A 13,869-nucleotide genomic window follows, 5' to 3' on the forward strand; every position below is an offset into this window, starting at 1 on the left:
CAATCAATGCGGGACCGTAACCAAGGTTCCTAGCGCTGATATGCCTTGGGCAGTGCGCCGTCCTTCGGATCGAGATAGCGCTGGCGCAGGCGCGTCCAGCGATTCTCCAGCGGCTGCTCGACGCCGTCGATGAACACGTTCACCGCCGACGTACCGATCTCGAGCGGATCGCCGTCCCAGATCACCACGTCGCCGCGACGGCCGGGCTTGAGCGAGCCGAATTCGCCGCCCAGGCCAAGCGCCTCGGCCGGCCGGGAGCTGATCGCCGCAAAGGCCGCGCCCCAATCGAGACCGGTGGCGCCCGGCACCCTGGTCAGCGCGACGAGGTTGCCGGCATATTGCTTTTCCCAGCGCGCCTGCCGGGCCTCGTCCTGGTTGATCGTGCCGATCGCCACGACCACGCCCGCCGCCGCCATGCGGCCGATGTTCGACTGGCTCGCGGCGAGTTGCTCGAAGCTTTCGGGCAAATCGTTGAGCGCGGTGGCGATCACCGGAACGCCGGCCGCCGCGATCTGCGGCGCGACGGTCCAGCCCTCGGTTGCGCCGACGAACACCAGCTTGAGCCCCGGCATTTCCTTGCGGAGCTGGAGGAGCACCAGCATGTCGGACGCGCGCTCGACATGGACGAGCAGCGGCATGCGGCCCTGCACCACCGGCACCAGCGCCTCGGCATCGGCGCGGGTGAGGAAGGCATCCTTGCCGCGATCGACATAGCTGCCGGGCGCGCGGATATAGTCGCGCACTTCGAACAGCACGTTCCTGAGCGCGGCATAGGCCGCCGGCCGGCTGCCGCCCGCGGCACGCGCGCCGCTCTCGCCCCATTCCATGAACTGGAAGGCGCGCGGCTTGCTGACCGCGTCCATGTCCGCCCCCAGGTCGATGATCGCGCCCTGGCCTGCGAAGATCGAGCCGGAATTGTCGGGCGCGACCACGGCGCGGGTGATGCCCTCGGCCCGGTTGATCGCGATCGGGCTCGACTTGGGGTTCACCGCCGGAGCCACGTCGATCGCGGCGTGGAAGCCGACATTGCCGGGACCGGTGTCGTTCGTCTGGTCGACGCCGTCGACCTCGACGATGCCCAGGCGCGTGAAGCCGGCGAAGATGCCGGGCGAGACCCATTTGCCGCCCGCATCGATCACCCGGATGCCGGCGGGCACGGCGACGCCGGTGCCGGCGGCGACGACCTTGCCGTCGCGGATCACGACGGTGCCGCCCTCGACCGGCTGGCCGCCATCGCCGATCACGAGCCTGGCGTTGGTGATCGCCACGGTCTGGGCCGCGGCGGGAGCGGCGAGGAAAGCCATCGGGGCAAGCGCCGCGGTGGCGGCGAGAAGGAGCTTCCTGGTCATCACTTCACATCCCCCTCGCCCGGCTGGCCGAGCTCGAAATCGGAAACCGGCCGGCGCTTCGGATCCTTGGCGTCGTACAGCAGCGCGCCATCGACCCAGACCATCTCGGGCCGGGTGTAGACGCTGAACGGATTGCCGTTCCACAGCACCACGTCCGCCATCTTGCCGGGCTTGAGGCTGCCGGTCTTGTCGGCGATGCCCAGCGCCCTGGCCGGGTTGATCGCCAGCCAGGTCCAGGCATGTTCCTCGCTGATGTGCATGCCCGCCTTGATCCCCGAGGCCCGGGCCTTGGCGACTTCCTGGTTGAGCCGCTGGATGCCGTTGGCGTCGTCCGAATGGATCATCGCGCAGGCGCCTTCCTTGTCGAGGATGGCGAGGTTCTCCGGCATCGCGTCATAGGCTTCCATCTTGAAGCCGTACCAATCGGCCCAGACGGCGGCACAGGTGTTGTTGGCCTTGAGCAGATCGGCGATCTTGTATGCCTCGACCGCGTGGTGGAAGGCCGAGACATGGTAGCCGAACTCCTTGGCCATATCCATGACGACGGCCATCTCGTCGGCGCGGTAGCAATGGTTCTGGACGAGGATCTCGCCCTCCAGCACGCCGCGCAGCGTGTCCATGGCAAGGTCGCGGCCAGGCGCCTCGCCGCCCTTCTCCTCATATTTGTCCCAGCGGCGCTTATATTCCACCGCGCGCGCCCAGGTCTGCCGGTCGACCGCGACATTGCCCATCCGGGTGGAGGGCATGCGGCCCTTCGAGCCATAGACGCGCTTGGGGTTCTCGCCACAGGCCATCTTCAGGCCATAGGGCGCGCCGGGGAACTTCATCCCCTGCATGGTGCGGGCATACACGTTCTTCACCACCACCGAGCGGCCGCCCATCAGATTGGCCGAGCCGGGAAGGATCTGCAGCGTGGTAACGCCCCCGTTCGCGAGCGCGCGACCGAAGCCGGGGTCCTGCGGCCAGACGCTGTGTTCGGCCCAGACCTCGGCAGTGACCGGGCCGGTCATCTCGTTGCCGTCCGAATTGGCCTGCACGCCGGGCGAGGGATAGTCGCCCAGATGGCTGTGGATGTCGATCACGCCGGGAGTGACATATTTGCCCTGCCCGTCGATCACCGTCGCGCCGGCGGCATCGAGATTCTGGCCGACCGCGACGATCTTGCCGTCGCGGAACAGCACCTGCCCGCGATCGATCCGCCCGCCCTCGCCATCGAGCACGGTGACGTTGGTCAACAGCGTCGGCGCGCCGGGATAGGCACGATAGGTCGAGGGGAAGGGATCGTGGCTATAGCCCTTGCCCTTGCCGGGACCGCTCGCCGCCGGGGCGGGATCGGATGCGGCGCTCTGCGCCCGGGTGCCGCCGGAATCGCAGGCCGCGAGACCCGCCAGCGCACCAAAGATGATTAACGTCCGGATCAAGCGAATCCTCCCCCTTGCGTAATGATCGAGTGATCGCGCAGGTGCTATCCAGTTGGCAAGCCGTCCTTCCTCGCAAAGAAACTGAACCACTCTGGACTATCCCCATTTTCTCTTGGGCTTGATTGGTGTTATTGACAGTTCCCGGAAGGGGAAGGTGCATCGTTGCGCTCCGCAATTGACCCCACCGAGCCATCATGGGTGGCAGCACCCGTGAATCGACGAGTCGCGCTTGCGCTCGCCTTTTTCGGGCTGGCCTGCAGCCTGGCGGCTTTCGCGGGCTGGCTCCTCCACTTTCCGGCCCTGCGCGGGTTCGGCCTGAACGATTTCCCGATCTGGCCCTGGACCGCGATCGGATATATCGGCCTGTCGCTCGGCTTCCTGGCTTCCTTTCTGGGCCGGCGGCGACTGGCAATCAACTTCCTGGCGGTCCCGCTCACCATCGCTCTCGTCGCGCTGTTCGAGCGCTGGACCGAGATCGACCTCGGCGTCGACCGGCTGCTCTTCCCGGCCCAGCTCGACGAATTCAGCTTCAGCTTCCCGGGGCGGGTGGGCATCAATCCGGCCGCGGTGTTCCTCGTGCTCGGCCTCGCCGGGCTGGGACAATGCGTGCACGACCTGGTGGCGAAGGAGATGCGCAGCCTGGTCGCGATGATCGCGCTGGGGCTCGCCGCGGCGGCGGCGATCATCATCCTGTTCTCGCGCGCCGGCGCGGGCCCGGCCCTGCCGCTGCTCACGACCTCGCTGCCCGCGGCGATCGTCTCGATCTCGCTGGCGCTGGCCGCGATCACCTGGAACAGCGGCTTTGGCTGGATGCGCGACCTGGCGCGCGATCCCGACAATCGCCGCATGCTGCAGATCCTGCTGCCCGCCGCGCTGATCCTGCCCGTGCTGCCCGCCATGCTGGAACTGGTGCTCGCGCGGCGGATGGTGTTCACCGCCGCCCCCGGCCAGCTCCTCGCGATGCTCGGCAACGTGCTGATCGTCGGCACGATCGCCTATTGGGCCGTCACGCGCGTCGCACGCGAGCAATCGGTACAGGTGGAGCTGAGCGAGGCCATCGACGTCACTACCATGGCGCTCACTTCGCCCGACGGGCGGATCGTCCACTGGTCCGAAGGCGCGGCCCGGTTGTTCGGATGGAGCGAGGAGGAAGCCCGCGGGCAGAACAAATATCTCCTGCTCCGCTCGCGCTGCGAGAGCGCCGAGACCACCCTGCCCCGCCGCCCGCAGGACGAAACCCAGGAACTGGTGGAGACGACGCGCGACGGGCGCGAGATCGCCATTCTCGAGCGGGTCCACCGTGTCGAGATCGCCGGTCGCGATCCGGTGATCATCCACAAGATGACCGACATCTCCGACCGGGCCCGCGCCGTGGCCGAGCTGCGCGAGAGCGAGGAGCGGCTGGCGATCGCCACCGCGACGCACGAAGTGGGCGTGTTCGAATGGGAAGTCGCCACGGGTCGGCTCGCCTGGGCACCGGGCGCGGAAGAACGGCTGGGGCTGGTTCCCGGCACCGTCACCAGCTTCGACAGCTGGCGCGACCAGATCGAGCCCGAGGACGCCGAACGCGTGATGGAGACGATCGAGGGCGCCGTCGCCGATCGCGCGCCCCGCTTCAGCTTCCGCTATCGCTTCAAGAAGCGCAACGGATCGGTGCGCGCGGTGGAAGGGTCGTCGCGCGCCTTCTACGATGCCGAGGGCAACCTGGTCCGCACCATCGGCGCCATGCTCGACATCACCGAACGCGAGGAGCGCGAGGCGGCGCTGCGCCGCCGCGAGGCACAGTTGCGCTCGATCATCGAGACCGTGCCCGAGGCGATGCTGGCGGTGGACGAGGAAGGCACGATCCGCGTGTTCAGCACTGCCGCGGAAGCCCTGTGGGACTATCGCGCCCATGAGGTGCTGGGCCATAATTTCGCGATGCTCACGCCCTATCCCCGCGACGAGGAGCCGGAATCGGAGACGCGGCTGGGCGCCTTTCTCAAGGCGGGCAAGCCGCTGGAACAGGGCCAGACGATCGCCGCCGCCGGCCTGACCCGCGGCGGTGATCGCTTCCCGATGGAGATCCGCGGCGGCGTCGCCCAGATCGACGGGCATCTGCTCTATACCCTCTTCGCCCGCAACCTGAGCGAGCAGTTCGCCGCCGAGGAGCGGCTGAGCGAACTCAATGCCGAGCTCGCCCATGTCGGCCGCCAATCGGCGATGAGCGAGCTCGCCGCCGACATGGCGCACGAGCTCAACCAGCCGCTCGCCGCCACCTCCAACTTCCTCGCTGCGGCGCGGATGCTGCTCGACAAGGGCGAGGAATTCGAGCGGGTCGGCGAATTGCTGCGCATGGCCAATGAACAGACGTTGCGCGCGGGAGAGATCATCCGCCGCCTGCGCAGCTTTACCATGCGCGGCGAAGTGGATCTGCGCATCATGCCGCTGGGGCCGACAATTCGTGACGCAGCCGATCTGGTCCTCATTGGTACCAGCCAGTTCAACATCCGGCTGACCTACGATCTGGACCCCGAAATACCCTGTGTCTTCGCGGATCGCGTACAAGTGCAGCAAGTTGTTGTTAATCTTTTGCGCAATTCCATAGACGTTCTTCGCCAACAGGGAGGCAACGATCGCCGGATTATCGTACGATCGCGCAAGTCTACCAAAGATATGATTGCAATAGAAATCGTCGATAGTGGGCCGGGCATACCGGAACCAATGCTCGACCAACTCTTTTCCCGTTTCACGACAACGAAGAAAGAAGGCGCAGGAATGGGTATTGGACTTTCCATCAGCAAGCGTATCATTGAGGCCCATGGTGGGGTTCTGAGTGCCGAAAATCGGCCCGAAGGGGGCGCGGTTTTCCGCTTCACGCTACCCACGACGGAACAGGGTGGAGAGTAGATGACAAAAACGGTCTATATCGTGGACGACGACGATGCCGTCCGGGCCTCTTTGCACAGCCTCCTTTCGCTTCGCTCCGATCTGGTGATCCGGGCCTTCCGTTCGGGTGACATCTTCCTGGAATCGCTGCCGGATCTCGATCCGGGCGTCCTGCTGCTCGATTTCCACATGCCGGGCTCGACCGGGCTCGACGTGCTCAACGCGGTGACGAGCGATCCGCGCTTCGTGGCGATCATCCTCACCGGCCAGGGCAATGTCGGTCTGGCGGTGCAGGCAATGAAGGCCGGCGCGCTCGATTTCATCGAAAAGCCCTATGAGGCAGAGTTCCTGATGACCGCGATCGACCTCGCTTTTTCGCGGCTCGAGGAGGGTAGCGAGGCGGCGACGCGCGTAAATGCCGCGGAATCCAAGATCGGCAAGCTCTCGCCGCGCGAGAAGGACGTGCTCAAGGGGCTGATCGAGGGACGATCGAACAAGATCATCGCCTATGAACTCGACATCAGCCCGCGCACGGTGGAGATCTATCGCGCCAACCTGATGGAGAAGCTGGAAGTGCGCAGCCTTTCCGAAGCGCTGCGCATCGCCTTTGCCGCGGGAATGTTCCCCAAGAGCTAGCGCGCATAGTCAGCGCTCGGGATAGCCCCAGCCGGGCAACATCGCTTCGATCACGCTGGCGGGATCGTCGCGCGGGATGCGCGGCGGATATGCCGCATCCGCGGCCGCACCCCCGATCACCGCAATGGCGCGCCAGCGCGGATCGGCGCGCAGCGCGGCCTCACCGCCGGGACGTGCGGCAAGCGCAGCTTCGTCGATGATCAGGACCGGGCTCCGGGCCAGCCAGCGCGCGACCCGCGGATCATCCAGATTGTCGATGGTGACGAGATCGGCGCCGGCCATCGACAAGCGGGCGATCAGCGTGCTGCGGAGGCCCATTTCACGCGCGACGAGCACCACCAGTGGGAACCTCGGGCTCACTTGGCCCTCCTGCAACTTGCGACCCGGACTTACCGCCCGCGGGTGATCGGATGTATGCGCGACCATGCAGGTCCTGCCATCCGTGGCTTCTACCTAAATGTCGGACCGCAAAGGCGGATCAGAACGAAAAGGCGAGATCGGCATGCGCAAACCGGGTGTCGCCGGTGCGCGGCGCATTGGGCGCATCGTGCAGGAAACGCCCCTTGGCGAGCCAGGCTGCGCCAAGCTCGAGGCGCAGTTCCCGCGGCACCAGCCAGCGGCGCCCGCGCAGCTCGAACTGGGTGCCGCCGAAGCGGCCCGCGCGGCCGGCGCGATCGGTCACGCCGGTCGCGGAGAAGCTGTCGATGGCAGAAGCGAGCCAGGCGCCGCGCACCGATGCCATGAGGTCGAGCCGCTTCGAGGGTCGCGCCTCGAAGCGGATGCCCGGCGACACGATATTCGCCCGGCCCAGCGCACCATAGAGCGAGAGCGGGCCGAAATCGGCGCGGCGAGCGCCGTAGAGCGTGTCGAAACGCGTGAACGTGTCGGGGTTGGCCGTCTCGCCGCTGGCATAGTCGAAGAGCGCAGCCACGCGCGGCGCCCAGCTGCCGCCGAAGGTCCAGCCCATCTCGGCATGCACGAAGCCGGCGCGGACGCGAAGATCGCGCACGTCGGTCACCGCGGCGGTTGCACGGGCTAGGCCGCGCTGGAGCGCAGTTTCCACTTCATAGTCCAGCGCATGCCGTGCCGGCGCCTGGCGCAGCCGCACGCCGAAAGTCACCAGGCGGCGGTTGCGCGTCGGATGCGTGGCGCGATCATGCTCGATCAGGCGAAAGGCATAGGTCTCGAAGCCGGTCCTGCCGAACAGCCTGGCAAGCATGGCGTTGCCGCCGAAGAACTCGATATTCTCGGTCGCCCGGTCGAGCTGGACCTTGTTGTCGTAGATGTCCTCCGGCGTGTCGGGCAGCGCAGTGAACGGACGCGTCCAGAACAGGAAGAGCTGGTTGCGCCTTTCGTCCTGCATCTCGAGCTTCGCGCCGAGATAGGTGGGCACGCCATTGGGGAAATCGGTGCGCCCCACCAGGCGGCTCGCGCCGATGTCCATCGCGAATTTGCCCGCGGTGAGTTGCATGCCCCTGGCGGGCCGCCAGGCGAGATAGGCCTGGACCGGCTCGAGGTCGTTGATTTCGTTGGTGCGCACCGAGCTCCGGTCGCGCTCGCCATATCCACGCGCGTCGACCAGCTCGCCGCCCAGCGTGAAGCCGCCGATCTCGGCCTTCGCCGCCAGCATGGAGCGGAACGAGAGGAAGCTGTCATGTTCCGGCGTGTTCGGACGGAACTGCCCGCCGATCGTCTCGGCGCGGGCGCGCAGGCTGCCGTTCACGCTCAGCTTCACCCTGTCCTGCGCGAACGCCGGCGCGGCGGCGAGCGGCAGGATCGCCGCACAGGCGACGGGGATGCGAACGGAACGGGCCACGGGACACTCCGGAAATGGTTACCCGGTCAATTATAGGATGATTTGCAAACTCCGGTCTGCTCGCAGTGCCCGTGCGACCTCAGGAGGGCGAGGAGTTAGTCCTATAATGGTGCCACTTTCCTGCCGGGCAGGACACCCTCCCCGATCGCGGCGCCTACAATGGAACCGCCGGAAAACAACGAAAGATCAAGAATGTTCGGCACGATCAAGCAGCTGGCCCTTCGCAAGGAAGATGCCGGTGGGCGTCGCCATTCTCGGCACCCGGGCCCTCGGTCCGGGCGTCGGCGACTATGTTGCCAGCAGGGCAGGAACCCCGCCTGGGCGTCGTTCTGATGCCGCCGCTCCCCATCGAATTTTAGTCGGGACGGGCTCTCGTCGAGAGCCTGTCTCTTTGCAGGAGAAGTATGAGATGCTCGCAAAGTTGAAGATTCCAACCAAGATATTGGGGCTCGTCGCCATAATCGCCGCCGTGGGGATGGGCGTCGCACTGTTCGGATCGGACGCGCTCCTGCGCATCGACCGGAGCTATTCGGAGATGATCGAGAACCAGATGCCCGTGGCAACCGAGCTGGCACGCGCCAATCGTCGCGCATCGGACATCGCCTATGCCGGCTATCGCGCGCTTTCCTATGACGGCGCTTCGAAGATGGCCCAGGAGGCCGGCAAGGCGGAGCAGGGCAATTTCGAGACGGCCAACAAGCTGCTCGACAATGCCGAACAGCTCCAGCCTTCGCTGAAGCCGCAGCTCGACAGGTTCCGCAGCCAGATCGCCAAGATCCACGAGCTTGCGGCGCAGGCGGTCGTGCTCGGCCAGCGCAACGAAAATGACGGCGCCAAGGCATTGCTCGCCAAGGTGGATCCGCTGATCATCGACCTTTCCGCGCAGATGGTGAAGTTCAACGACAATGTGGTCGCCAACGGCAAGGCCCGATCGAACGAGCTTACCGAGAAAAGCTATTCCACGATCTACACGATGCTGGTCGTCAGCCTCGTCTCGATCCTGACCACGATGGGCTTCAGCTATTTCGTCTCGCGTTCGGGCATCACCCTGCCGCTCGCGCGCCTGCAGGAGGCGATGCTCGCGCTCGCCGGTGGCAACAACCGCGTCGAAGTGCCGGGCACCGATCGCGGCGACGAACTGGGCGCGATGGCAAAGACCGTGCTGGTCTTCCGCGACACCGCCCAGGCGCAGGAAGCCGCCGCCGCGGCCAAGGCCATTGCCGACGCCGAGCAGAAGATGGTGGTCGACACGCTCGGCGAGAATCTCGGGGAAGTCGCCAGGGGAGACCTGACCGCGGAGATCGCCCGGGAGTTCCCGGCCGACTATGCCACCCTCAAGACCAACTTCAACGCAGCGCTGACCAGCCTGCGCACGCTGATCGGCTCGGTGATGGAATCGACGTCGACGATCCATACCGGCTCGAGCGAAATCGCCCAGGCCTCGGAAGACCTGGCCCGCCGCACCGAAGCCAATGCCGCCAGCCTGGAGGAGACCTCCGCCGCCGTCACCCAGATGGACGAGCGGTTGAAGACGATGGCGGCCTCGGCCGGCCGCACGGTAGCGCGCGCCGACGGCGCGATCTCGACCGTATCGGGCGGCCGCGCGATCGCCGACGAGGCGGTGCAGGCGATGACGCGCGTCTCGGAATCCGCCAAGGGCATCGACAGCGTGATCGAGGGCCTGGACAAGATCGCGTTCCAGACGCGGGTGCTGGCGATGAACGCCGCGGTGGAGGCCGGGCGGGCCGGCGAGGCGGGACGCGGCTTCGCGGTGGTCGCCGACCTGGTCTCGGCGCTGGCGATGCGGGCGGAGGAAGAGGCCGGTCGCGCCCGCGACCAGCTGACCGCCACCCAGACCGATATCGTCGCCGCGGTGGCGATGGTCGAGAAGGTCGACGGCGCGCTGGCCGATATCTCGAGCGACGTCGGCGAGGTGCACACGTTGCTCGCCGAGATGGCGACGGACAATGCCGCGCAATCGACGGCGATCACCCAGATCAGCACCGCCATCGGGTCGATGGACCAGGCGACCCAGCAGAATGCCGCGATGGTCGAGGAAACCTCCGCCGCCGCGCGCAACCTGAACACCGAGGTGAGCACGCTCTCCGAGCAGGCCGGCCGCTTCACCGTGGGCAACGCCGCCGCCGTGCGCCCGGCCATGCGCCCGGCCCCGATGCCTGCCACCCGCGCACCGAAACCGGCCTCGAAAAAGGCCTATGTCTCGCCGGTAAAGGCCCTGGCCACTAACGGCGCGATCGAGACCAGCGGAGACTGGGCTTCGTTCTGAGGCCCGGCTCCAGCTGCGCGAACGGGGCGTCCCGGCTTCGGCCGGGGCGCCCTTTCCCTGCGGCCCCCGCATCCTGGCGGGCACCGGTGCCGCTCATTCGAGCATGCGCTTCCCGATCGCCGCCACGAAGGCATCGAGATCGGTGGTGCCGGCATTGCTCAGGATGATGACCGTCAGATCGCTGTCCAGGAACCGGTAGAGCTGGCTCTGCGTGCCCATGATATGGCCCGGACGCTTTGCGACGCGATGCGTCGTGCCGCCGGCCCTTGTGTCATACACCCAGAGGCCGAGGCCATAGCGGTCGAGCCCGGCTGCGGTCATCTGGTCGAGCATGGGCCGGCCGATCAGCCGGCCGTCGAACAGCGCATTGGAAAAGCGCAGCAGGTCGCCCACGCTCGAATAGAGCGCGCCGGCGGCATACCAGTTCTCGGGATAGACCGGCGTGTCATGCTGCAGCGTTCGGCGATCGGCGCCGAGCGAATAGGCATTGGCCAGGTTGGGAACGACATCCTGGTGGCGCATCATTCCGCTGTGGCGCATCTGCAGCGGAAGCAGGATGCGCTCGCCCAGCACGACGCCGAACGGCTTCCCATAGGCCTGTTCGATGATCTTCCCGAGGATGATGTAATCGGCATTGTTGTAGTCGAAGACCTTGCCCGGCGCGTTGACGAGCGGATCGCTGCAGAACTTCCGAAGCAGATCGTCGCTGCTGTAGGGCGTCTGATAGAGCGGCAGCCGGTCGTGCCGGACGGCGTCCTCGATCTGGGCCCGGATGGCCTGCCGCTCGTCCTCGATATTGGGAATGACGTCGATGTTCCGCAGCCCGGACGTGTGGTTGAGAAGCTGGCGGACCGTCACCCTCGTTGCCGCTTCGCCGCGATAGTCGGGAAGATAGGTGCCGACCGTCCGGTCGAGGTCCAGCCGCCGCTGCTCCGCGAGCTGGAGAATGAGCGTCGAGGTGAAGAGCTTGGTGATCGAGGCGACCCAATAGACGGTGTGGTCCGCGTTCGGCACATTGTGCTCGCGGTCGGCCAGGCCGAAGCTGCGTTCGAAGGCCACCCGGCCGCCCTTCTGCACCAGGATCGTGCCGCTGAAGCCATGTTCCGCGGCATAGCCGGCAATGAAATCCCCGGGCGATTGCCCGGCCGGGGACCGGGCCGTCGCGATCGGCGGAGCCTGTTGCGCGCCGGCGGACGGAGCGAGCGCAGCGGCCAGGCCGATCGCCATCACCAACGAGCGAAGGAACAGGTGCACGCGACCTCCCGCATTGTTTCCGGCAGCCCCGTCGCCATCATGGCAATGTCCCCCGTCGGCGCGCAAGCGCATGGTTCGGCACTTGTGCCGCGAGGTTGCGCGAACATTGCGCCCAAGTCCCCTCTCCCGCCTATGCCGGCAGCATGAACCGCAGCATCGCCGCGCTCGCAACTCCGATCAGGACGGTAGGCAGCAGCGGCAGCCTCGTGGCGGCGAACAGCGTCGCGACGAGTGCGATCAGATCCGCGGAGCGCCCGGCGGCGAAGGCCGGCGCGATCACCGAAACGAGGACGCAACCGGGTGCGGCATCCATCACCGCCGTCATGCGCGGAGACAATATGCGGTCGCCGAGCAGCAGATAACCGCCGATCCGGGTAGCATAGGTCACGATCGCCATCAGCAGGATCGCCCCCAGGGTGGCGGGGTCGGGCATCATGGCCGTGCCCAGGCGCAAGCGGCCAGGACGCCCGCAACCGCACCCGCCGGCACATACCAGGCGCCGGGCACGAGCAGGTAGACGGCAATGGCGACGGCAAGGCTCACCGCCCAGGGCATTGCGGCGCGCACACTCTTCCACATGCCCCGCAGCAGGACGAGGAACACGGCCGGAAACGCCATGTCGAAGCCATAGCGCGTGATGTCGCCCAGCACCGGGCCGAGGAGCGCGCCCAGTGCGGTAAAGGCCACCCAGGTGGCGTAGAGCCCGATCGAGACGCCGAGATAATAAGCGAGGCTGAACGGTTGCGACCGACCCGCCCTTGCCCCCAGCCTGGCATCCGCGAGCCCCATCGCCCAGCTTTCATCGCACATGAAGAACAGCGCCGGCAGCACCTGCCGACGGGGCAGATGGCGCAGATAGGGCGCGAACGCCGCCCCCATCAGCAGGTGACGGCAATTGACCAGCATCGTCACGCCCCCGATCAGGAGGAGGTGCGGCGGCGAAGTCCATAGCCCGATCGCGGCGAACTCGGATCCGCCGCCGAAGTTCAGCCCCGTGAGGATCGGCACTTCCAGGGCGCCGAGCCCCTTGGCCGATGCCTGCGCGCCCAGCACGAGCGCGAACGGTATGAATCCGATCATCACGGGCAGCGATGCCCGCAAGCCCCGCGCCAGTTCGGCGCGGCGCTCTGGTACCGGCATCGACCTGCCCTGCGTCATTCCCGTCATGGCTGCCCTTCGGATTGCGGAACTATTTGCAGGCAGTCGTATATGCCGCTTCAAGGCGCATTAGGTTGCGAACTTTCGCGATATTCGGCAGCATCTCAGCATTTATGATTACATATTCTCATGGATGTGGAATATTCCGCCAATGAAGCTCGATCGTATCGACCGCCGCATTCTGATGGCCTTGCAGCGTAACGGGCGCCTGACGAACGTGGAGCTGGCGCAGGAAGTCGGACTGTCGCCATCGCCCTGTCTGCGGCGCGTGCGGCTGCTGGAGGAATCCGGCATCATCGAACGCTATGTCGCGCTGCTCGACGCGGAGCGGATCGGCTTTGGCATGTCCCTGTTCGTCCGGGTCTGGCTCAAGAGCCAGGACGAGGAGACCGTGCAGCACTTCATCGCCAGCATCCGGCCGCTCGGCGAAGTCGTCGAATGCCATCTGATGGCCGGCGACTGCGATTTTCTGCTCCGCGTGGTCGCCGCGGACCTGACGGCCTTTCGGCGATTCCAGGCCGAAAGGCTGGCGCGCATCCCCTGTGTGCTAAGCCTGAAGACCGACATTCCGATGCAGAAGGTGAAACTGACTTCCGAACTGCCGCTGTCGACGGACTAGCCTCGCGGACCGGAGGAAGCCGGGCCCTGTCGCGTACGACGGAAAGGGGCGCCGCGGCTCTCGCCGGGGCGCCCCTTTCCGTCGATGCCGGGGAAGGATCAGGCGGCGGCGCGTTGCGGGCCGCGCAGCCCGTCCATGATCATGCGGTTCACTTCGATCAACTCGCGGATCCGCTCGCGGCCGGCGATCACGTCGCTGGTGAAACGGTCCACCCACAAGGCAAGGGAAATGATCTGCGCGCGCAACTCATGCGGCAGGCCATTGCCCGCAATGCCGCAATCGGTCGAGAAGGCGTCCCACATCTGGCGGTTGCGATGCAGCGGCGGCATCAGCAGCGCGCCCTTCAACCCGCGCTCTTCCGCATCCATCATCTCGCCGGTGATCTCGCCCAACAGCCTGAGCTCTGCCGAGCGCGGCGTTTCAGCCCGGGTACGGGCAGCCTGATAGGCACTAAGGGTCAT

The 13,869-nt window shown here is 66.5% G+C and carries 12 protein-coding genes; 4 read left to right on the top strand and 8 right to left on the bottom strand.

The genetic code is table 11. The features are described from left to right. Positions 1 to 29: 29 nt before the first annotated feature. A complete protein-coding gene (locus tag FHR20_RS17240) occupies positions 30 to 1,349 on the bottom strand; it encodes an amidohydrolase family protein (protein ID WP_167300840.1) in 1,320 nt (439 codons plus the stop codon). Further along, positions 1,349 to 2,770, bottom strand: a complete 1,422-nt coding sequence (locus tag FHR20_RS17245; RefSeq protein WP_208413697.1) for an amidohydrolase — start codon at positions 2,768 to 2,770, stop codon at positions 1,349 to 1,351. The genes FHR20_RS17240 and FHR20_RS17245 overlap by 1 nt, the downstream gene beginning before the upstream one ends. 210 nt (positions 2,771 to 2,980) lie before the next feature. Here FHR20_RS17245 and FHR20_RS17250 point away from each other — a divergent pair, with 210 nt between their 5' ends. Continuing rightward, positions 2,981 to 5,659 (top strand): PAS domain S-box protein, encoded by a 2,679-nt coding sequence (locus FHR20_RS17250; protein ID WP_167300841.1) that lies wholly within the window; start codon positions 2,981 to 2,983, stop codon positions 5,657 to 5,659. Further along, on the top strand, positions 5,660 to 6,274 hold the full coding sequence (locus tag FHR20_RS17255) for a response regulator transcription factor (protein ID WP_167300842.1): 615 nt from the start codon (positions 5,660 to 5,662) through the stop codon (positions 6,272 to 6,274). A gap of 9 nt (positions 6,275 to 6,283) precedes the next feature. On the opposite strand, the gene FHR20_RS17260 is transcribed toward FHR20_RS17255, so the two are convergent. Beyond that, on the bottom strand, positions 6,284 to 6,634 hold the full coding sequence (locus tag FHR20_RS17260; protein WP_167300843.1) for a hypothetical protein: 351 nt from the start codon (positions 6,632 to 6,634) through the stop codon (positions 6,284 to 6,286). Positions 6,635 to 6,752: 118 nt separating this feature from the next. Continuing rightward, positions 6,753 to 8,090 (bottom strand): alginate export family protein, encoded by a 1,338-nt coding sequence (locus tag FHR20_RS17265; RefSeq protein ID WP_167300844.1) that lies wholly within the window; start codon positions 8,088 to 8,090, stop codon positions 6,753 to 6,755. 409 nt (positions 8,091 to 8,499) lie between these two features. On the opposite strand from FHR20_RS17265, the gene FHR20_RS17270 reads away from it, so the two are divergent. Further along, positions 8,500 to 10,377, top strand: coding sequence for a methyl-accepting chemotaxis protein (locus tag FHR20_RS17270; protein ID WP_167300845.1), 1,878 nt, complete (start codon positions 8,500 to 8,502; stop codon positions 10,375 to 10,377). 93 nt (positions 10,378 to 10,470) lie between these two features. Here the strand turns inward: FHR20_RS17270 and FHR20_RS17275 are convergent, their stop codons facing one another. The 3 genes from FHR20_RS17275 to FHR20_RS17285 all read right to left on the bottom strand — a co-directional run bounded on the left by FHR20_RS17275 (position 10,471) and on the right by FHR20_RS17285 (position 12,798). Continuing rightward, entirely contained in the window at positions 10,471 to 11,631 is a 1,161-nt protein-coding gene (locus tag FHR20_RS17275) for a serine hydrolase (RefSeq protein WP_167300846.1), read from the bottom strand. Between the two features lie 130 nt (positions 11,632 to 11,761). Further along, positions 11,762 to 12,064 carry an AzlD family protein gene (locus tag FHR20_RS17280; RefSeq protein WP_167300847.1) on the bottom strand — a complete coding sequence of 101 codons (303 nt, stop codon included), beginning with the start codon at positions 12,062 to 12,064 and terminating at the stop codon, positions 11,762 to 11,764. After that, positions 12,064 to 12,798: an AzlC family ABC transporter permease gene (locus FHR20_RS17285; protein WP_208413698.1), complete on the bottom strand. Its 735-nt coding sequence runs from the start codon at positions 12,796 to 12,798 to the stop codon at positions 12,064 to 12,066. Before FHR20_RS17285 ends, FHR20_RS17280 begins: the two co-directional genes overlap by 1 nt. 142 nt (positions 12,799 to 12,940) lie before the next feature. On the opposite strand from FHR20_RS17285, the gene FHR20_RS17290 reads away from it, so the two are divergent. Next, positions 12,941 to 13,408 (top strand): Lrp/AsnC family transcriptional regulator, encoded by a 468-nt coding sequence (locus FHR20_RS17290; RefSeq protein WP_167300848.1) that lies wholly within the window; start codon positions 12,941 to 12,943, stop codon positions 13,406 to 13,408. Positions 13,409 to 13,506: 98 nt separating this feature from the next. Here FHR20_RS17290 and flaF read toward each other — a convergent pair whose 3' ends face one another. Then, complete coding sequence (flaF, locus tag FHR20_RS17295; protein ID WP_167300849.1) at positions 13,507 to 13,869, bottom strand: flagellar biosynthesis regulator FlaF; 363 nt, start codon at positions 13,867 to 13,869, stop codon at positions 13,507 to 13,509.

Origin of the sequence: Sphingomonas leidyi, assembly GCF_011761945.1 — a bacterium.
Taxonomy (GTDB): domain Bacteria; phylum Pseudomonadota; class Alphaproteobacteria; order Sphingomonadales; family Sphingomonadaceae; genus Sphingomonas; species Sphingomonas leidyi.

Excerpts from the sequence above, each read along its gene's own strand:
- FHR20_RS17240 (WP_167300840.1), bottom strand. The coding sequence starts at position 1,349 with ATGACCAGGAAGCTCCTTCTCGCCGCCACCGCGGCGCTTGCCCCGATG.
- FHR20_RS17255 (WP_167300842.1), top strand. The coding sequence starts at position 5,660 with ATGACAAAAACGGTCTATATCGTGGACGACGACGATGCCGTCCGGGCC.
- FHR20_RS17270 (WP_167300845.1), top strand. The coding sequence starts at position 8,500 with ATGCTCGCAAAGTTGAAGATTCCAACCAAGATATTGGGGCTCGTCGCC.
- FHR20_RS17280 (WP_167300847.1), bottom strand. The coding sequence starts at position 12,064 with ATGCCCGACCCCGCCACCCTGGGGGCGATCCTGCTGATGGCGATCGTG.
- FHR20_RS17285 (WP_208413698.1), bottom strand. The coding sequence starts at position 12,798 with ATGACGGGAATGACGCAGGGCAGGTCGATGCCGGTACCAGAGCGCCGC.
- FHR20_RS17290 (WP_167300848.1), top strand. The coding sequence starts at position 12,941 with ATGAAGCTCGATCGTATCGACCGCCGCATTCTGATGGCCTTGCAGCGT.
- flaF (WP_167300849.1), bottom strand. The coding sequence starts at position 13,869 with ATGACCCTTAGTGCCTATCAGGCTGCCCGTACCCGGGCTGAAACGCCG.